Origin of the sequence: Campylobacter sp. 107 (assembly GCF_002383835.1) — a bacterium.
GTDB classification, from domain to species: Bacteria; Campylobacterota; Campylobacteria; order Campylobacterales; family Campylobacteraceae; genus Campylobacter_D; species Campylobacter_D jejuni.
This window is the reverse complement of sequence record NZ_NXBA01000056.1, coordinates 1-17,792: the sequence shown is the minus strand read 5'-3', so window position 1 is coordinate 17,792 and position 17,792 is coordinate 1. Positions and strand designations below refer to the sequence as shown.

At 30.6% G+C, this 17,792-nt stretch carries 18 protein-coding genes and 4 pseudogenes; 4 read left to right on the top strand and 18 right to left on the bottom strand.

Features of this window, described 5'->3' with window-relative positions; genetic code table 11:
* The 15 genes and pseudogenes from BGS40_RS07095 to pseI form a co-directional block, all read right to left on the bottom strand.
* A pseudogene (locus BGS40_RS07095) lies at positions 1-262 on the bottom strand (motility associated factor glycosyltransferase family protein); the annotation flags it as partial.
* Complete coding sequence (gene ptmA, locus BGS40_RS07090; RefSeq protein ID WP_002805730.1) at positions 262-1,032, bottom strand: flagellin modification protein PtmA; 771 nt, start codon at positions 1,030-1,032, stop codon at positions 262-264. The gene ptmA and the pseudogene BGS40_RS07095, both read right to left, overlap by 1 nt.
* Positions 1,032-1,739 carry a CMP-N,N'-diacetyllegionaminic acid synthase gene (gene legF, locus BGS40_RS07085; protein WP_052781637.1) on the bottom strand — a complete coding sequence of 236 codons (708 nt, stop codon included), beginning with the start codon at positions 1,737-1,739 and terminating at the stop codon, positions 1,032-1,034. Before legF ends, ptmA begins: the two co-directional genes overlap by 1 nt.
* Positions 1,732-2,637 (bottom strand): L-glutamine-D-fructose-6-phosphate isomerase subunit, encoded by a 906-nt coding sequence (ptmF, locus tag BGS40_RS07080; RefSeq protein ID WP_087691727.1) that lies wholly within the window; start codon positions 2,635-2,637, stop codon positions 1,732-1,734. The genes legF and ptmF overlap by 8 nt, the downstream gene beginning before the upstream one ends.
* Positions 2,634-3,659 carry a nucleotidyltransferase family protein gene (locus BGS40_RS07075; RefSeq protein ID WP_002789702.1) on the bottom strand — a complete coding sequence of 342 codons (1,026 nt, stop codon included), beginning with the start codon at positions 3,657-3,659 and terminating at the stop codon, positions 2,634-2,636. The genes ptmF and BGS40_RS07075 overlap by 4 nt, the downstream gene beginning before the upstream one ends.
* An 8-nt stretch (positions 3,660-3,667) precedes the next feature.
* The gene (gene legG / locus BGS40_RS07070; protein ID WP_096738553.1) at positions 3,668-4,822 is read right to left on the bottom strand and encodes a GDP-N,N'-diacetylbacillosamine 2-epimerase (hydrolyzing); all 1,155 of its coding nucleotides are present in this window, start codon (positions 4,820-4,822) and stop codon (positions 3,668-3,670) included.
* Positions 4,815-5,819 carry a N,N'-diacetyllegionaminate synthase gene (gene legI, locus BGS40_RS07065; RefSeq protein WP_096738552.1) on the bottom strand — a complete coding sequence of 335 codons (1,005 nt, stop codon included), beginning with the start codon at positions 5,817-5,819 and terminating at the stop codon, positions 4,815-4,817. The genes legG and legI overlap by 8 nt, the downstream gene beginning before the upstream one ends.
* Positions 5,820-5,858: 39 nt before the next feature.
* Positions 5,859-6,532 (bottom strand): annotated as a pseudogene (locus tag BGS40_RS07060) (methyltransferase domain-containing protein).
* 17 nt (positions 6,533-6,549) lie between these two features.
* On the bottom strand, positions 6,550-7,671 hold the full coding sequence (locus BGS40_RS07055; RefSeq protein WP_096738551.1) for an N-acetyl sugar amidotransferase: 1,122 nt from the start codon (positions 7,669-7,671) through the stop codon (positions 6,550-6,552).
* Between the two features lie 65 nt (positions 7,672-7,736).
* The gene (locus BGS40_RS09490) at positions 7,737-8,174 is read right to left on the bottom strand and encodes a hypothetical protein (protein WP_096738550.1); all 438 of its coding nucleotides are present in this window, start codon (positions 8,172-8,174) and stop codon (positions 7,737-7,739) included.
* A gap of 5 nt (positions 8,175-8,179) precedes the next feature.
* Positions 8,180-8,497: pseudogene (locus BGS40_RS09485) on the bottom strand (3-hydroxyacyl-CoA dehydrogenase NAD-binding domain-containing protein); the annotation flags it as partial.
* Between the two features lie 83 nt (positions 8,498-8,580).
* Positions 8,581-9,116 (bottom strand): annotated as a pseudogene (locus BGS40_RS07040) (acetyltransferase); the annotation flags it as partial.
* A gap of 107 nt (positions 9,117-9,223) precedes the next feature.
* Positions 9,224-10,378, bottom strand: a complete 1,155-nt coding sequence (gene legC, locus BGS40_RS07035; protein ID WP_096738548.1) for an aminotransferase LegC — start codon at positions 10,376-10,378, stop codon at positions 9,224-9,226.
* Positions 10,371-11,342: a 4,6-dehydratase LegB gene (gene legB / locus BGS40_RS07030; RefSeq protein ID WP_052778036.1), complete on the bottom strand. Its 972-nt coding sequence runs from the start codon at positions 11,340-11,342 to the stop codon at positions 10,371-10,373. The genes legC and legB overlap by 8 nt, the downstream gene beginning before the upstream one ends.
* Positions 11,339-12,370, bottom strand: coding sequence for a pseudaminic acid synthase (pseI, locus tag BGS40_RS07025; protein WP_002867651.1), 1,032 nt, complete (start codon positions 12,368-12,370; stop codon positions 11,339-11,341). Before pseI ends, legB begins: the two co-directional genes overlap by 4 nt.
* 255 nt (positions 12,371-12,625) lie before the next feature.
* On the opposite strand from pseI, the gene pseA reads away from it, so the two are divergent.
* From pseA to wbuZ, 3 genes are read left to right on the top strand one after another with little or no spacing between them, the layout of a single operon-like run.
* Positions 12,626-13,762, top strand: a complete 1,137-nt coding sequence (pseA, locus tag BGS40_RS07020; protein ID WP_002784894.1) for a pseudaminic acid biosynthesis protein PseA — start codon at positions 12,626-12,628, stop codon at positions 13,760-13,762.
* Positions 13,759-14,364 carry an imidazole glycerol phosphate synthase subunit HisH gene (gene hisH / locus BGS40_RS07015; protein WP_004297688.1) on the top strand — a complete coding sequence of 202 codons (606 nt, stop codon included), beginning with the start codon at positions 13,759-13,761 and terminating at the stop codon, positions 14,362-14,364. The genes pseA and hisH overlap by 4 nt, the downstream gene beginning before the upstream one ends.
* Positions 14,365-15,111, top strand: coding sequence for a glycosyl amidation-associated protein WbuZ (gene wbuZ, locus BGS40_RS07010; protein WP_002786691.1), 747 nt, complete (start codon positions 14,365-14,367; stop codon positions 15,109-15,111).
* On the opposite strand, the gene pseH is transcribed toward wbuZ, so the two are convergent.
* Genes pseH through pseF form a run of 3 tightly spaced genes read right to left on the bottom strand, consistent with a single transcriptional unit; the run spans position 15,076 to position 17,052 of the window.
* Positions 15,076-15,549, bottom strand: a complete 474-nt coding sequence (gene pseH / locus BGS40_RS07005; protein WP_052778038.1) for a UDP-4-amino-4,6-dideoxy-N-acetyl-beta-L-altrosamine N-acetyltransferase — start codon at positions 15,547-15,549, stop codon at positions 15,076-15,078. The genes wbuZ and pseH overlap by 36 nt on opposite strands.
* Positions 15,546-16,370: a UDP-2,4-diacetamido-2,4,6-trideoxy-beta-L-altropyranose hydrolase gene (gene pseG, locus BGS40_RS07000; protein ID WP_096738547.1), complete on the bottom strand. Its 825-nt coding sequence runs from the start codon at positions 16,368-16,370 to the stop codon at positions 15,546-15,548. The genes pseH and pseG overlap by 4 nt, the downstream gene beginning before the upstream one ends.
* Entirely contained in the window at positions 16,354-17,052 is a 699-nt protein-coding gene (gene pseF / locus BGS40_RS06995; protein WP_096738546.1) for a pseudaminic acid cytidylyltransferase, read from the bottom strand. The genes pseG and pseF overlap by 17 nt, the downstream gene beginning before the upstream one ends.
* A gap of 78 nt (positions 17,053-17,130) precedes the next feature.
* Between pseF and BGS40_RS06990 the strand changes: the two genes are divergently transcribed.
* On the top strand, positions 17,131-17,792 hold a 662-nt coding region (locus BGS40_RS06990; protein WP_141085136.1), incomplete at its 3' end, for a DUF2920 family protein.

The window sequence follows — 17,792 nt, the reverse complement described above, 5'->3', positions numbered from 1 at the left end:
CAAAACCATAAAAATATAATACAGGATAAAGTAGATATTTATCATTATAAGTGTTTAGCATAGAGTTTAATTCATCAATAACATTTTCATAAAGAAAAGTATTATCACTTGTATCTTTTAAATTGATATCTAGATTATCTTTACCTAAGATAAGTTCAAATTTACTTGATTTAATTTCTTTTAAACTTTCTTTTAAAAGAATATTGCTTAAAGCCTCAATGTTTTTGTTAAAAAGTTCTTTTTGAGTAGGGGTGAAGGTCATCATAAGCCCCATCCATCATCTACCACTAAGGTTTGCCCTGTGATAAATCTACTCTCATCACTAAGCAAAAATACCAAGGTTCCGCACACATCATCAGCATCTAACATACCCTTGCTTGCACAACATTTTCTATAAGCTTTTAAAAAAAGTTCATTTTGATTATCCAAAATTCCTCCACTTGCTAGGGTATTAACGCGTATGTTTTGATTAAAAAGCTCTTTAGCTAGCCAAGAGCTCATGTGATTAATCCCTGCTTTTATCACACTGTATTCTAAAGAGCTTTGCATGGAAGTGCCTTCATAGTTTTCAAATTTTGGCGCATAAACTCCCATGATGGAGCTAAGATTGATGATATTACCATAGCCTTGTTGTTTAAAAAATTTCACAAATTCTTGAGCGGCTAGCATAAAGCCTGCTAAATGTAAATTTAAACTTTCACAAATTTGTTCGTATTTGAGTTCATAATAAGGTGTTTTACCCCAATCTTTGCCAAAAGGATAGCTTGAGTTAACAAAAGCATCGATTTTGCCGTATCTTTCTTGACTTTTTTGAAGGGCGGTTTGTAAGCTTTCTTGTTTAGTGATATCAAGTTCTAAGCTTAAAAGTTTTGTTTTAAAATTTGTTTCTAAATTTTCTTGCAATTTATTTAAGCGTTCTTTGTTGATATCTGCGAGTATAGGGATACCTTTGCTAAGAAGTATTTTTTGACAAAGCGCTTTACCTATACGCCCACAAGCTCCTGCTACAAAGATGATTTTATTTTCAAGCATTAAAAATCCTTTGGCGATAAATTTTTTAAAGAGATTAAAAACTCTACGATTTTAAAATCAAGCTCGCTATCAATATCAAAAGCTGTGCTTTCATCCATTACAAAAAGCCCTGTGTTTTTGCCAAAAACACTATCATTTTCTAAAAGATAATCCCTTTTAAAGATATAAATACTAGCGTTCATATCATAGCATTTTGGGGCACTTTGGCGAGTGGTAAAATTTCCTTCTTTGGATTTTACTACCTTGTTATTTTGTATTTCTACGAGGTTAAAATAAGGATTGCGTCTAGCAGGAACTGCGGTGATGAGATTAGAATTATCATTTTCAACAAAACTTTCATAAGCTTTTTTTATATCAAGGCTTGAGCGAAGTGGGGCTGAAGCATCTAAGTCTATGAGAGTTTCAAAACGCGTTTTAAAATGCTCTTCACTTCTTAGTAAGGCATCGCGCATGACAGGAAGTTTTGCAGCCTGATCATTGGCAAGATGAGCTTCTCTTTTGAAAAAAACTTCAGCGCCATATTTTTGGGCTACACTTGCGATTTCATCACTATCAGTACTTATGACTATGTGTTTAAAAAGCTTTGAATTTTGAGCTTGTATGATGCTATAAGCTATCATTTCAAGTTCGTTAATCTTTCTAATATTTTTGTTTTTAACGCCTTTGCTACCACCCCTAGCACAAATGGTGCATAAAATTTCAGCCATTTTTTTTCCTTACTTCATCACAAATTTCAAGCACTTTTAAAGCTTGCTCAAGATCGCAAAGTTCTTTGTCTTTTTCAAAGACTGCTTGATGTAAATTTTGAAGGGTTTTTATCGTATCATTTTCAAAATTTAAGATTTTTTGACTTTGATTTTTGTGATAAATTTCGATTTTATTGTTTATCAAATCGGCTTTAAAGCTTTTTTCTAAAGTATGGATGATAATTTCTCTTTTGTTAAATTTAGAAAAATAGTCTAGTTCTATATGAATTTTAGCTTCTTGTGAATTTTTTAAAGCCAAAAAGGCAAAATCATCGCTTGTTATGTCAAGCTCTGAAATTTTAGCATTTTGGGAGTATATAAGCTCTAAGTCTTTAAAAAGAAAAAAGGCTAGATCGATTTCATGAGAAAGATCGAGTAAAACCCCACCACCTAGCTCTTTTTTAGCGCTATAGTTTTGCCTGTAGTCTAAAGCTCTCCAATGGGGCAAATAAGAATTACAAATCAAACTAGCAAAATAAATTTTTTCACCTTTTAAAAGCCTTTTTAAAGCAACAATCACAGGATGAAAACGCAGTAAATATGCTACATAAATGTGATTTTTTGAACTTGTGAAATTTTGGCTTTTTTCAAATAAAGGTTTTTCTACGAGTATGGTTTTATCTTTTACAAGCTCATCTAAAGTTTTTAAGGTGTGAAAATGCTCCGTAGTGATATTTGCGATGATAAAAAGATCAAATTCGTTTAAATCACATTCTTTCAAAGAGCGATAAATTGGAGTGTTTTTAAATTCTTCTTTTTTAGCACTTAAAGAAAGCAAACTTACTTCATGATTTAAATTTTTTAAGGCTAAAAAATGCTTTTTTCCTATGCTTCCAAAACCTATGATTAAGATTTTCATTTAAAATCCTCATTGGCTTTTAAAAACTCATCTGGCCTTCCAATGTCAATCCAATAATCGTTGATGATATAAGTATTTACTTTGCCTTTTTGCAATACAAGTTTGATGAGTTCTGGCATGTCTAAGTATTCATTTTTAGCAATTAAATTTAAAATTTCATTTTCAAGTACATAAATCCCCGCACTTACTAGGAATTTTTGGGTAGGTTTTTCTTCTATATTTTCTATAAAACCTTGTTTTTGGGTGATTACTCCATAAGGAATTTGTTGCTCAAACTCACGCACGCAAACGCTCATTAAAGCTTTTGATTTTTTATGCGCTTTTAAAAGATCATTAAAATCAAGCTCGGTTAAAATGTCTGCATTCATAACGATAAAACTTTCTTTAAATTCTTGTTTTATAAGGCTTAAAGCTCCTGCTGTACCTAGTTTTTTACGCTCTTTAATATAAGAAATTTTAACCCCAAATTTTTGCCCTTTTTGAAAATAATCTTCTATGATTTGTTTTTTATAATTCACACAAAAGATAAAATTTTCAAAATTTTGATTTTTAAGTCTTTGGACTATGCTTTCTAAAATGGGTTTTTTGCCTACTTTTAACATAGGTTTTGGAGTATCTTTAGTCAGCTCTTTTAATCGAGATCCTAAGCCTCCAGCCATGATGATAATGGAGTTTGGATTAGCTTTTAAAAGTGATGAGATAGATTTTATAGAAAGAATTTGCCCTTTTTCATCTAAAACAGGAAAGTCGTAAATATCGGTTTTAGCAGAAATTTTTAAAAGCTGTTCTTTGCTTGTGTTTTCTTTTATGGTGATGGGATTTTTAGTGTAAATATCCTTGATACTATCTTTTAAAGTTTTGCCACTAATTAAAGCTTTTCTGATGTTTGAATCGCTAATGACTCCTAAAAATTTATCCTTTTTATCGACTATAATGCCTAGTCTAACGCGTTCTTGCCCGACTATTTTTAAAGCTTCTTTTATGCTAGAATCAGGGGTGAGTTTGAGTTTGTTTATATCCATACTAAGCCTTATAAATCGATGAAATTTTTATGTAAAATTGTATCTAAATTTACATTTTTTAGGCAAGTTTTTATGAATTTATTGGGATTTTTATCATTATCATAAGGGTTTTTAAAATTTTTTAATTTTTGTTTAAATTCTTTGCTTTCTAATTTTTCAAAAGCTTGATCAAGATCGTTGATTTCGCAATCAATGATATTTTGAGTTCTTAAACGCCCTTTTTGTCTATCGCCTATATTAATGCAAGGAGTTTTAAAAAAAGGACTTTCACTAATACCACTTGAAGAATTGCCTATCATGGCCTTGGCTATTTTCATAAGACTTAGGTATTTTTGTGAGCCAAGATTATCAAAAAGTTTAGCCTTGTGTGAGTTTTTTTGGCAGTAATTTTGCAAAATTTCATTGATTAAAAGTCCATTTTCATCGGCATTTGCTTTAGTAAAAATCAAACTTGCGTTTTTAAGGGTGTCAAGTTTTTTAAGTAAGGTTTTAATTTCTTTTTGAGTATTTTTTACATTTAAGGTTAAAGGATGATAAGTGATTAAGTAAAGTTCTTTATCTAGTTTCATTTCTAAGGCTTTTTCTAAATCTTTTTTGCTTAAAAAATTCATATTTTTTATGATAGTAGAAGCTAAAGATCCTATATTAAAAACCCTTTTTTCTTCTTCTCCAAGTTGTAAAAGCCTTTTTTTATAAATTTCATGACTTACAAAATGTAAATGTGACATTTTTGAAATGCTGTGTCTTATACTATCATCAATAGCTCCTAAAGTAAGCTCCCCGCCACATAAATGCACTAAAGGTATGTGCATCAAAAGACACACACTTGCTACGCTAAGCATTTCATAACGATCGCCTAAAATGACTACCATGTCAGGCTTTAAGTCTTTAAAAGCATCGCTAAAAGTACTAAAAGCTAAACTCATACTTTTACAAAGGCTTATTTTATCATCGTTTGCAAGCAGGATAGGGATTTTTTTAGTTATTTTAAATTCTTTTTCTATTTCTTTATAAGTCAGTCCAAACTCAGGGCTTAAATGTGCCCCTGTAGCGATGATTTGAAGGCTTAGATCTTTATCGTTTTGAATTTCATGGCATAAATTTCTTAAAAGATACCATTCAGCCCTTGTTGCACTGACTATACAAATTTTTCTTTTACTCACAGATAAGCTCATCTTCTTTGTAGTTTTTTGTAGCAATTTTACCTAAAAACTCTTCATATCTCATAGCACTTATACCATTTGCTGGGCGTTTGGTAGTAAGATTTTCTTCGTTAAAAATTTCTCCTTTTTGGATATCTTTTTTAGCGACTAAACTTTTTCTTACTATGTTGATATTTTTTCTTTCGCTTTTGCTTGCTTTTTTTATGCCATCACCCATAGCCTTTTGTATTTGTCTTATTTGAGTACAAAGCGTTTTTAGTTCATGAGGTTCTAGGCTTGCTTTATGATCAGGCCCTGACATATTTTTGTCTAGAGTAAAATGCTTTTCTATCACACAAGCTCCCAAGGCAACCGCAGCTAGGGAAATGTGTATGCCTTGAGTGTGATCAGAATAACCCACATCAAGCTTAAAAGCGTCTTTTAAGCTTTGCATGGCTTTAAGATTGACTTCATCAAAAGGGGCAGGGTATTCTGTAGTGCAGTGTAAAAGAGTGATATTTTGGCGTTTAGCGCCATTTTTGCAAAGCACATTTAAAGCTTCTTCTATCTCGCCTAAATTTGCCATACCTGTTGAAAGTATGATTTTTTTATTAAGCTTTGCAATTTTTTTAAGATAGGGTAGATTGGTGATTTCTCCGCTTGGAATTTTAAAGATTTTTAAGCCTAACTCATTTAAAAGATCTACACTTTCAAGATCAAAAGGAGTAGAAAGAAAGGCAATATTGCATTTTTTTGCGTGTAGGATAAGCTCTTTATGAGCTTTAAGATTGAGTTCGAGTTTTTGTACCATTTGAAGTTGACTCTCATCACTAGCTGTGGTTTTAAGCTGATAGGGTGCTTTTTTAGCCTTTGTGCTGATACAGTTTTTGGCTTTAAAACTTTGAAATTTAACAAAATCAGCCCCTGAATCTGCTGCGATTTCTATTAACTTTTTAGCTAAATTTAAATCACCATTGTGATTGACTCCTGCTTCTGCGATGATGAGGGTTTTTTTCATAGTTTTGCCTTTATTTTGCCTTAAAATAAAGGCAAAATTTTATTTTTTAATACCTATATAAACATAATGGTGTGCTGATCCTTCAAAATGATAAAAATTAATAGGATCATAATCTCCTAGAAATAAAGTTTCAAAAGGTTGAAAAAGATTTTCTAGATCTTCGACTTTATCGATGAAATGTATAAAACTCGTTTCGTTTAGTCTACCTTTGATTTCAACTTTACTCAAGCCATTTTTTTCTTCTTTTTGGCTGTGGGAGAAATAATAATTTTTCTTGCTCATCATTGTAGCAAAAAGTATTCCACCTGTGTTTAAAAGTTCGTAAAATTCTAAAATATTTTGTTTAAGTTCTTTTAGAGGTATGTAGTAAAGAGTTTGATTTGCAAAGATAATATCCATATTTTCATCAAAAAGTCCTTTGATGCTAGAATTTGGTTCTATAATTTTACAATATCCCCCCCCCCTAATATTTTGCTCCCAAATTTCTTTTAAACTTGGAACTATATCTATTCCGAAGGTTTTAAACCCTTTGCTTTGAAAATACGCTGAATGTACACCATTGCCACAACCAAAATCAAGTAAATTTCCATTTATTTTATTTAGTTTGTATTTTAAAATTCTTTCATAAAACGTACTACATGACCATCTGGAAAAAGTAATCCGTATCCATTTTCATTATATTTCATTGTATAAGCTTCTAATGAGTTTTGCATTTTTTTCCTTTATATTTTTATTGTAATTTGTTTTTTAATTTAAATTCTCCAAAATCATTTTTATAAAATAAATCCATATTGTAATGTTTTTCTACTATTTTCCAAAATGTAGTTTTACTAATACCTATGAAATTACAAAAATCTTCAACGCATCTATTGTCAAGCTTATGATCTCTTTTTTGCACAAGTTCAATAGCTTCTTTTCTGCTTAAAAGTCCATAACGCACGAAACGAGCTGCGTAATCACTCGCACAAGCATGACCAAATTTAGGGTATTTCATCCAAGCATGTAGGATATAGCCTATACTATCAACTTGATCAAAATTTTCTGCACACATTGTTCTATACCATTCGCCTTCTAGATCGGTAAAACCACGACTTTTAGCAAAAATATAATTGCTATAAGAATTCCATTTTATAAAATAACTTAGATAAATAGGATTAAGTTTGTTGATATCATTTGCATTGGGATTAAAAAAGAGTTGTAGATTTTCTTCTTTGATTTCATCATCTATAAATTCATTTATATTTAAATCACTAGCTACGCCATTTAAAAATATTTCTTTGGCGCTAGGAGTTTCTTTGGCATCACTACCTCCATATTCATAACTAACATTTTCTCCATAAACCAATAAAGGTGTATTAAATTTTAAAGCCATAGCAAAAGGATAGCTGTAAATCAGTCTATCAATAAACCAAGTGGGTTTTCCATATTTTTCAAAGGTTTTTAGCATAACTTTTTTTTGAGTTTTGATATTAGGTTTTAAGCTAATGATATGACAACCAAAAGTTTCACTTAAATTTTTAAGATTTTTCTTACCTGCTTCAGTCATGGTGAAATTATCTTCAACGCTAAAAAGAATAGGATTCATTCCAAGTTTTTCTTTCATGATATGCACTTGAAAATGCGAATCTTTACCTCCACTTACGGCAATAGCGCAATCATATTCAAATTTTCCATTCATTCTGCGGTATTTATCGCATAAGACTTCAAGCTCTTTAAACCTTGCTTTATAATCAATATTTTCTTTATTTTTATGATTGATACAAGCTGAACAGATATTTTTACCTTTTTTATCTTTTGTAAATTTAATACCAGGTCTAGTATTTGGCATCACGCAGTGATCGCAATAAATCATTTCCACCCCTTCAATTTAATAAAAAGGCTAAATTATATAAAATATTAAATTAATATTTACTTATTTTATAAAATATCACTTATTTTTGTTTTATTTTTTCTATCTAAAATTCCTTTTTCTAAAGCCTTTTTAAAGATTTTTGGATGGTAAAAATTTTCATCATCTTCTTTTAAATTCTTACAAATTTTATCACAAAGTTCTATGCCTATAGTGTCGATAATATTTAACAAATTTCTTTTTTCATAAAGCAAATCATAAACTGTTTGACATTCTTTGAAATGATAATCGTATTTTTCTATAATTTTAAAAAATGATGAAATTTCATTGAACAAAAGTAAATTGGCTAAAGCTCCTCGATTGCCTTTACTGCGAATGATATGAAATCCTAATTTTTTAAGATCTTTCAATGGGGTAAATCGTTCTAAATTAGAACCACAAAGTTCTATTAATTTGATATAAATAGGATTGAAAAAATGTATAAAATCGCAGTATAAATCATCCATACCCAAAGAACTTGAATTCGAAAAAACTATATTATTATTGTCTCTAAGAATTTGTATGATTTCTTTTTTTTAAATTTAATCTTCATTCAAGCTTTCTATAGTCAAGCTTTTTTAAGATCTTCTATATGTTGGTAAATGTTTATTTTTTCGGCGTTAAAATTAGAAAAATCTATTTTTCTTTGTAGAAGTTTTATTTGCTTTTCAAATTCGTATATATTGAGCTTGCTTTTATTATAAACACCTATTTCATAGCCTAACAAATAAAATAACGCACTTATTTGCCTACCCATTAAACCAAAGCCTATGATATTAATTTCTTTCATTGTTTTTTCCTTGTTTTAATTATATTTTTATGAAAAATAAGTTGATTGGATATGTAGTTTTTGCTAATAATACTACTACCTGTGCTTACTATGCAGTTATCTTCTAAGTTTACGCAAGGCAACAGGTTAACTCTAGTAGCTAAAAACAATTTTTTCCTATGCTTGAATTTCCATTAAGTGTAGCATAAGGGCTTAAAATACTTCCTTCTCCTACCTTACAATCATGAGCTATGCTTGAATAAATATTACAAAGCACAAAATCTCCTATATTTGAATTAGCATTAATGGTTACAAAAGGACATACTATAACCACTTGTCCTATTTTAGCTTCTTTTGAAACAAAATATTGAGGATGTATAAAAGTGATAAAATTACATGATTTTTTTGAAAGTTTTACAAGGATTTTTTTTCTTAAATTGATTTGTCCTACACCTAAAGCAAAAGATGCTTTTTGAATCAACTTTTTATCGAAATTATCTTCATTGCCTAGATATTTTAAGTCAAAAAAATTATTTTCTTGTATATCAATATAGCCTATAATTTCGTCATTTGCATCTTTTAAATAAGAATAAAGCTCTCTAGCAAAGCCACCCGCTCCTATGATGATGACATTTTTCACGCGCTTGTCCTAAAAGAAGAAGTAAAAAAATCAATCCCCCCCCCCGCTACTCTCATATTTTTTCTTATTAAATTTTTTTAATGCTTTGAATTAAATTTTGCAACGCATCATTCCTTTTTATTTGCTATTCTAACGCTACTAGGTAAATTAATCAAGCGTTTTTCTAATTTTTTAGTGTTTATAAGCTCATTGCTTTGACAGTTTTGAAAAGCTTTTAAACTCGGTAAGCTTTTCCATACAGGACGGACGAAAATATTATTTTTCAAGCATTCTTCTAAAAAGATATTTCTTAAATTCTCATCCTTAAAAAGCAAGGTATTGAGCCAAAAATTGCTTTTTTCATTGCTTTTTTCATCGATAAATTTACATTTATCGTGATTTTTAAAAAAATCCTTGTAAATTTTAGCAAGTTCTCTTTTGTTTTCTAAAAAAAGTTCTAAATTTTCAAGTCCTGCAAGCAAGATTGCTGCGTTTATATTGCAAAGACGGTAATTATAAGCTATCCTATCATGATCGTATTCGTAAGGATGGGGGATTTTAGCTGTGGTGCTAAGGTGTCTTGCAAGTTTGGCTAAATTTTCATCATCGCTTAATATCGCCCCACCGCATCCACCTGTGATGATTTTATTGCCATTAAAGCTTAAAATTCCACACTTTCCAAAAGTGCCTAAGGCCTTGTTTTCATAGGTGCTTCCTAAGGCTTCTGCAGCATCTTCAATTAAAAGGATGTGGTATTTTTCACAAAGCTCTTTGATGGCTTTTATATGAGCGCTTAAACCAAAGGTGTGCATAATAACACAAGCTTTGATGAGTTTGTGTGTGGTTTTGTTATAGCTAAGATTATCTTTTTGATAAGTTTGATTTTCTAAAAAATACTCTAAAGCCTTAGGGCTTAAACTTAGAGTGTTTTCATCTATATCTAAAAAAACGGGTTTTGCACCTGTATAAGCTATAGCATTGGCCGTAGCGACAAAGCTTATGCTTTGAGTGATGACTTCGCAGTTTTCATCGATACCATTAGCTAGTAAAGCGATATGAAGGGCTGCTGTACCTGTATTTGTAGCGATGACAAAGCGTGTTTTGGTTTTTTCTTTTAAAGCTTCTTCAAAACGCGTTACAAATTCTCCTACGCTTGAAACAAAACCGCTATCGATACATTCTAAGAGATATTTTTTCTCATTGCCTATAAAGCAAGGCTCATGTAGGGCGATATTTTCTTTATTAAAAAGACTTTTTATAAAAGAAATTTCTTTTTCAAACATTATAAAGCTCACTTTTATAATTTTCTAAATTTTCTTTAAAATACTCTATGCTTTGTCTTAAACCTTCTTCTAGACTTATTTTGCTTTGCCAATTTGTAGCTTTTGTAAGCTTGTTTGCATCGCAACAAAGTCTAAAAACTTCGCTATTTTTAGGACGCAATCTTTGCTCATCTTGGATGATTTTTACTTTAGAATCTAAAATTTTTTGTATGAGATCAAGTACTTCTTGCATGGAGTATTCCACTCCTGAGCCTATATTATAAACTTCTCCAAAATGTTTTAAATTTAAAAGAGAGATAAAACCCTCGCAAGTATCTAGCACAAAATTTAAATCCCTTTTAGGGCTTAAATCTCCTAGTTTAATTTCTTTTGCTCCACTTAAAATTTGTGTGATGATGGTAGGTATGATAGCCCTTGCGCTTTGTCTTGGTCCATAGGTGTTAAAAGGGCGTGCAATATTGACATTTAAATTAAAAGAATTATAATAACTCAGTGCCATCATATCTGCAGCGATTTTGCTTGCAGAATAAGGGCTTTGAGGTTGTAAAGGGTGTTTTTCATCAATAGGTACATAAAAGGCTGTGCCATAAACTTCGCTTGTTGAGGTGTGGATAAAATGTGAAATCTCGTTTTTTTTAGCTGCTTCGAGCATATTTAAAGTGCCATTGACATTGGTATCCACATAGCTTTGTGGGGCTGTGTAGGAGTAGGGGATAGCGATTAAAGCGCCAAGATGAAAGATTGCATCTATATTTTTGGTGATTTTTTCGCAAAAAAAACTGTCTCTTAAATCTCCACTTATAACTTCCATGTCTTTTAAAAAAGGACTTTTTTCTAAATGTCCCCAAAAATTAAAAGAATTATACTGACTTAAAGCTCTGACTTTAAAACCTTTTTTGACCAAACTTTCACAAAGATGAGAACCTATAAAACCATCAGCACCTGTAACTAAAATATTTTTCATGTAAAATCTCCTTGTTTTAAAGCATCGCCAAATTCTATATCTTTGCTAGCTTTTTTTCCTAAAAGTTCTTGATAAAATTTAGGGTGTAGTCCAAAAGAAGGACGCACGGATTTTACATTTTCTTCGCTGAACATTTCACCTTTTTTGATATCCTTGCTTGCATATAAGCTTCTTGCAAAAACACGGTTTTTAAGAGCTTTTTCATCTAGATCTAACTTACCATCACCTAAAGCACTTTCAGCCTGTCTTACTGCATCTACCATAGCTTTAAATTCATCAAAATCAAGACTAAATTTACTGTCTTCGCTTTCTATGTTTTTGTCTAACATAAAATGCTTTTCTATCACTCTAGCTCCAAGTGCTACTGCCATAACAGGGGCTAAAAAACCAAAGCTATGATCACTTAGTCCCACTTCAACATTAAATTTTTCTTTTAAACTTACTATGCCTTTTAAATTCATATCTTCTATGGCAGTAGGATAAGCCGAAGTACATTTTAAAAAGATTAAATCAGGATTTTTTTCTTCTTTAAAAATTTCACAGATTTTAAAAAGTTCTTCTTCTGTAGCAATGCCCGTTGAAACGATAGTAGGTTTTTTTTCTTTGGCGATTAAACGCACGAAATTTTCATCATTAGCTTCAAAAGAAGCGATTTTATAGGCTATAGGATCAAAGCGTTTTAGAAATTCTAAATCTTCTTTGGCAAAAGGACTTGAAAAACAAAGTATGCCTTCATTTTGTGCGGTTTCAAAGATTTGAGAATGCCATTCATAAGGAGTTTTTGCGCTTTCGTAAAGCTCATAAAGTTTTCTTTTATCCCAAAGCCCACCCTTAATAATAAAATCTTCTTTGTTGCTATTTAGAGTCATGCTATCTGGAGTGTAAGTTTGAATTTTTATCGCATCAGCACCTGCTTCTTTGGCAGCTTTTATACTTTGAAGTGCCATCTCAAGACTTCCTGCGTGATTGGCGCTAAGTTCTGCTATGATAAAAACCTTTTTATCGGTGTTAAAATTTCCTATTTGCATACTTTTCTTTCTTTGGTAAATTTCCTGACTAAAATGATATATAATTATATTATATATTTCTTCAATTTATATATTTATATTATATAAATATTACAACTTTGTTATGATTTTGCTTGGTTTCATTCAAAAAATGCCATATGGATTTAAATTATAGAATTCATTCATTTTTGAATTTTTATATAATATAAATATATAAAATCATAAAATAAAATTTAATTATAACGATATATATTTAAGACTAATTAAAGGAAATTTATGAAATTTTGTAAAAAATGTGTGATGCCAGATACTAAGCCTGATTTACATTTTGATGAAGAAGGTGTTTGTGATGCTTGTCGTTCTCAAGAAGCTAAAAATCAAAATATTAATTGGCAAGAAAGAGAAAAAGAATTTTTTGAGCTTATAAAAAAATACAAAAAACATCCTGTTTATGATTGTGTTATCGGAGTAAGTGGCGGAAAAGATTCTACTTTTCAAGTGGTTAAAATGCTTGAACTTGGACTTAATCCTTTGTGTGTGTGTTTTGAGCCTAGCGTACCTACGAAAATAGGGCGCAAAAATTTAGACAATTTAAATCATCTTGGCGTGGATTTGATCCATATCAAGCGTGATCCAAAAGTTTATCAAAAACTTGCCCGTGAAGCTTTTATAAGAACAGGGGATAATGAGTGGCAAAACCATTTGGGAATTTTTACTTCTGTTCCACGCATAGCGGTAAATTTTGGAGTGCCTTTGATCATCTGGGGAGAAAGTCCGCAGATAGAGTATGGCGGTCCTGCGAGTAGTAAAAATAAGAATATTTTAGGCAGAGAGTGGCTTGAAGAATTTGGCGGGCTTTTAGGAAATCGTGCTTCTGATATGCTTGGGGTAAATGGTATCACTGAAAAAGATTTGTTTTTATATACTTATCCAAGTGATGAAGAACTTCAAAGAGTAGGGGTTACTGGGCTATTTTTAGGATATTATTTTAAATGGGATTATAAAAAAATTCTTGAAATTTCTAAAAAATATGGTTTTTTAACTCTAGATCATCCTGTTGAGACTACTTATGAAAATTTTGAAAATTTAGATTGTTATTCTAATCATGTGCATGATTATTTAAAATACTGCAAATACGGCTTTGGTAGAGCAACGGATAATGCTTGTTTGGATATTCGTTTAGGTTATATCAGCCGTGAAGAAGGGGTGCGTTTGGTACAAAAATACGATGGCAAGCCCCCTAAAAAGGCTATTAAAAAATACCTTGAATTCAGTGGTTTTAGCGAGGAAGAATTTCAAAAAATAGTAGATTCTTTTACCAATAAAAAAATTTTTAAACGTGATGAAAATGGTAAATTTATAAGAGATTATGATGGTTCTTTGGTAAGAAAAGACGAGTGTGTTTTAAAATGATAGCACTCATTGATTACAAGGCGGGAAATTTAAACTCTGTTGCTAAGGCTTTTGAAAAAATAGGAGCTATAAATTTCATAGCTAAAAATCCAAAAGATTTGCAAAAAGCAGATAAATTGCTTTTACCTGGAGTGGGATCTTTTAAAGAAGCGATGAAAAATTTAAAAGAACTTGGTTTTATAGAAGCTTTAAAAGAGCAAGTTTTAGTACAAAAAAAACCTATTTTAGGCATTTGTTTAGGAATGCAACTTTTTTTAGAAAGGGGCTATGAAGGTGGAGTTTGCGAAGGACTTGGTTTTATAGAAGGTGAAGTAGTCAAATTTGAAGAGGATTTAAATTTAAAAATCCCACATATGGGTTGGAATGAGCTTGAAATTTTAAAACAAGATCCTTTGTATCAAGGCATAGATAATAAGAGTGATTTTTATTTTGTGCATTCTTTTTATGTGAAATGCAAAGATGAGTTTGTAAGTGCTAAAGCACAATACGGACATAAATTTGTTGCATCTTTACAAAAAGATCATATTTTTGCTACACAATTTCACCCCGAAAAAAGTCAAAATTTAGGCTTAAAACTTTTAGAAAATTTTATAAGGCTGTAAATGTTAAAAACTAGAATTATCCCTTGTGTTTTGTTAAAAAACGGACAACTTGTTAAAAGTATAGAATTTAAAGATTTTCGCACTATAGGGCATTTAACTTCAACAATGAGAATTTATAATGCACGCAATGTTGATGAGCTTATTATCTTAGATATAGATGCTTCAAAAAGTGGAGAAATAGATTTTGAAAGTATAGAAGATCTTGCTAAAGAATGTTTTATGCCTTTAACTATAGGTGGCGGGATAAAAACCCTTGAAGATATACAAAAGATTTTAAATTTAGGTGCGGATAAAATTTCTATCAATTCTAAGGCCTTAGAAGATATGGATTTTATAAGTAAAGCGGCTAATCGTTTTGGTTCTCAATGTATAGTTTGTTCTATAGATGTTAAAAGAAAAGGAGGGCAATTTTGTGTTTATGACAGGGGAAATTTACTCGAAAAAAGTCCTTTAGAACTTGCTTTAGAATATGAAAAAAAAGGAGCTGGAGAGCTTCTTTTAACTTCTGTGGATTTTGAAGGAAGGGCAAAGGGTTATGATTTAGAACTTTTAAAGATCTTTCAAAATAAACTTAAAATTCCTCTTATTATCAATGGAGGACTTAGCAATCCAAGTGATGGAGTTGAGGCTTTAAATTTAGGTGCTGATGCTTTAGCGGGTGCTTATATTTTTCATTTTTCTAAGTATACCCCTAAAGATGTAAAAGAAGAATTAGCTAGGCAAGGCTTTGCAGTCAGATTGCTTTAGGCAAATATGGTAAAAATCTTTATCTTCATCATAAATAGTAAAATGATTTTGTTGATATAATTTTAAAGCTTTGCGATTGTCTTTGAAAACATAAGCTTTAAGAGTATTTACTTTTAAGTTTTCAAAAGCGTATTTTATAATTTCATTCATTAAAATTTGTCCTACGCCTTTTAAATTAGGTTTTGCGTAAAGTCCAAATTCGCAAGATTTAGTTGTGATATTGACAAAATCAATTACGCCGATAATCTGTTCATCTTGAAAAACTAAAAAATATTTTTTGCTAGAATCTTGATGTAATTTTTTTAAAAATCTTAAATGTTCTTCAAAATCAATATATTTTGTTTTCATAAATTGACTGATATCTGGGTGATTGCGCCATTTAAAAATCAGCTCTATTTCTTGAGAATTAAGTTCTGTGAAATTTTTAAGTTTTATCAATACTTATACTCCACTTCATACCCTTTTTTAGCAAGCCAAGTTGCTGTAGGTTCTTGATTTTTAACATAACAAATAGCTTTGAAATTTGCCTTTAAAAGCAAGGCTTCATTGACTAAAGAACTTGCACTAATGATGAGTTTATTGCTTTCATTCATCAATTTTGCAATATTTTCATGATCGATAAATAATTTAATATTGTTATGTAATTTTGCAAATTTTTGCAATTTTTTAAGATTAGGATTAGAAGAGCTGGTTGCAATGCTGATGATTTTTGTTTTAGGTAATTCGCTAGCAATTTGTAAAGAAAGGTTTTTTATATCAGTTCCACCCATGCAAATGAAAAAATCATATTTTTTTTCTCTATTTTCTTTGGCCTCTTGATAAAATTCTTCCCTGATTAAAGCATAAGAAAAACCACATCTTACTTCGCATTTAAAAGGCACTAAACCTTCATAATCACTTGCTTTTGCATAGGCATTGACATTGAGTAAAATATCACAATGATGAGGCTTTATTTCATCATCAAAGCTTAGAATTTTCACCCCTGTTTCAAGCTTGATCAGTTTTTCATCATCTACGCTGATGTCATAGTGATCAATGATAAGAAGTTCAAATTTTTCTTCTTTGATGAGATTGATAAGTTCGTAAATGCTTTCACTATCAAGCTCATAAACAGGATAAGGAATTTCATCGATCAAAGAGCCTTCTAAAGGCAAACAAGCAAAACTTACATCGCTATATTGTTTAGCTAAGACTAGATCGCGTTTAATGTGTCCAAAGCCTATTTGACTGGAGCTATCGCTTCTAAAAAGCACTTTCATGATTTGCCTTATAAAGTATTTTTGCAAATTCTAAATCTTGCATGGTATCTATATCGCAAACTAAATTTCTTGGCAATACAAATATACTAGAATGAGGTTTAAACATAAAATCTTCTTCAAGCCAAGCTTTACTTGTACCAAAATAAAAAGCTCCTGCATCGTGATAAGCTTTTGTTAAGTCTTGTGAACGACTTTTATAATGTTTTTCGTCAAACATATAAACTTGATTATTCTCATTTAGATAAAAAGCCCTTTGTATAGGATACTCAAACTCAGTGGCGGCAAATAAAAACTTGCTTTGATTTTGGATAAATTTTTCATAGGCTTGTTTTAAAATGTCTTTGTTTAACAAAGGAACAGTAGCATAAAGACAACAGACATGATCATAAATTTGATTTTGGCTTTGTAAAAATTCTATGGCATTTTGCACTACAGCAGTGCTTGAAGCATAATCATCGCTTAAATTTTTATCACGCACAAATGGAGCTTTTGCACCGTATTTTAAGGCTACTTCTATGATTTCTTCATCATCGCTTGAAAGCACTACTTCATCAAAAATGCCTGAATTTAAAGCATTTTCTATGCTATAAGAGATTAAAGGTTTACCTAGAAAATCAATGATATTTTTTCTAGGAATTCTTTTTGATCCACCACGAGCAGGGATTATGCAAAGATTTTTCATAGTTAAGCCTTGTTTTTGTGTTTTATTTTACTAAAATTTAAGTATAATTGTCTTTAAAATACAATAAAAGGCTTAAAATTGCTTATAAATCAAACCTTTGAAATTGATTCTTGTGATGATGTAGAATTAAATATAAAAAGAACTAGCAAACTTGAATACCGCATTAGCTATGATGATGAAAAAGATCTCAAAGCCATAGTTTTTATAGTGGGTGGTTTTGGAGCTAATGCAAATATTTCTTTTTTAGATTTTGATAGGGAATATATTGCTAAAAATTTTGATGTTGTAGTGGTGCATGTTTTTTATCATTGTTTTTGTGCAAGACAAAGTATTGATCAAAAGTATAATCCAAAGCTTATTCCCAATCAAGATGATTTAGAGCGTGTAAATGGCATTTTAAAAAATATTAATTTAGGACATTTATCGGTTAATAAAGATAATTTCGAACAAATTATTCCTCTTATAGAACAAAAAGTTAATGAAATGAAACAAGCAGGTTTGGTTGATGAAAGCCAAAAAATAGAACTTTCTTGTGATTTTATCCCACCCAATGGAGATTATCAAAACTATGGCGTTATGGCAGCTATTGATCATATCAATGCTTTAAAAGATTTAGTTAAACGTTTTCCAGAATTTGCAGATTTACCAAAAATTTATGGGGGGGGGTCTTATGGAGGATACCTATCTTTACTCATAGCAAAGATAGCTCCTTGGTATGTGGATGGCGTGATTGATAATTC

What these genes read in the sequence shown, in the direction of transcription:
- ptmA (WP_002805730.1), bottom strand. Translation starts at nt 1,032, where the DNA reads ATGCTTGAAAATAAAATCATCTTTGTAGCAGGAGCTTGTGGGCGTATA.
- legF (WP_052781637.1), bottom strand. Translation starts at nt 1,739, where the DNA reads ATGGCTGAAATTTTATGCACCATTTGTGCTAGGGGTGGTAGCAAAGGC.
- ptmF (WP_087691727.1), bottom strand. Translation starts at nt 2,637, where the DNA reads ATGAAAATCTTAATCATAGGTTTTGGAAGCATAGGAAAAAAGCATTTT.
- BGS40_RS07075 (WP_002789702.1), bottom strand. Translation starts at nt 3,659, where the DNA reads ATGGATATAAACAAACTCAAACTCACCCCTGATTCTAGCATAAAAGAA.
- legI (WP_096738552.1), bottom strand. Translation starts at nt 5,819, where the DNA reads ATGAAAAAAACCCTCATCATCGCAGAAGCAGGAGTCAATCACAATGGT.
- BGS40_RS07055 (WP_096738551.1), bottom strand. Translation starts at nt 7,671, where the DNA reads ATGATTTATTGCGATCACTGCGTGATGCCAAATACTAGACCTGGTATT.
- BGS40_RS09490 (WP_096738550.1), bottom strand. Translation starts at nt 8,174, where the DNA reads ATGGATGATTTATACTGCGATTTTATACATTTTTTCAATCCTATTTAT.
- legC (WP_096738548.1), bottom strand. Translation starts at nt 10,378, where the DNA reads ATGTTTGAAAAAGAAATTTCTTTTATAAAAAGTCTTTTTAATAAAGAA.
- legB (WP_052778036.1), bottom strand. Translation starts at nt 11,342, where the DNA reads ATGAAAAATATTTTAGTTACAGGTGCTGATGGTTTTATAGGTTCTCAT.
- pseI (WP_002867651.1), bottom strand. Translation starts at nt 12,370, where the DNA reads ATGCAAATAGGAAATTTTAACACCGATAAAAAGGTTTTTATCATAGCA.
- pseA (WP_002784894.1), top strand. Translation starts at nt 12,626, where the DNA reads ATGAAATTTTGTAAAAAATGTGTGATGCCAGATACTAAGCCTGATTTA.
- hisH (WP_004297688.1), top strand. Translation starts at nt 13,759, where the DNA reads ATGATAGCACTCATTGATTACAAGGCGGGAAATTTAAACTCTGTTGCT.
- wbuZ (WP_002786691.1), top strand. Translation starts at nt 14,365, where the DNA reads ATGTTAAAAACTAGAATTATCCCTTGTGTTTTGTTAAAAAACGGACAA.
- pseG (WP_096738547.1), bottom strand. Translation starts at nt 16,370, where the DNA reads ATGAAAGTGCTTTTTAGAAGCGATAGCTCCAGTCAAATAGGCTTTGGA.
- pseF (WP_096738546.1), bottom strand. Translation starts at nt 17,052, where the DNA reads ATGAAAAATCTTTGCATAATCCCTGCTCGTGGTGGATCAAAAAGAATT.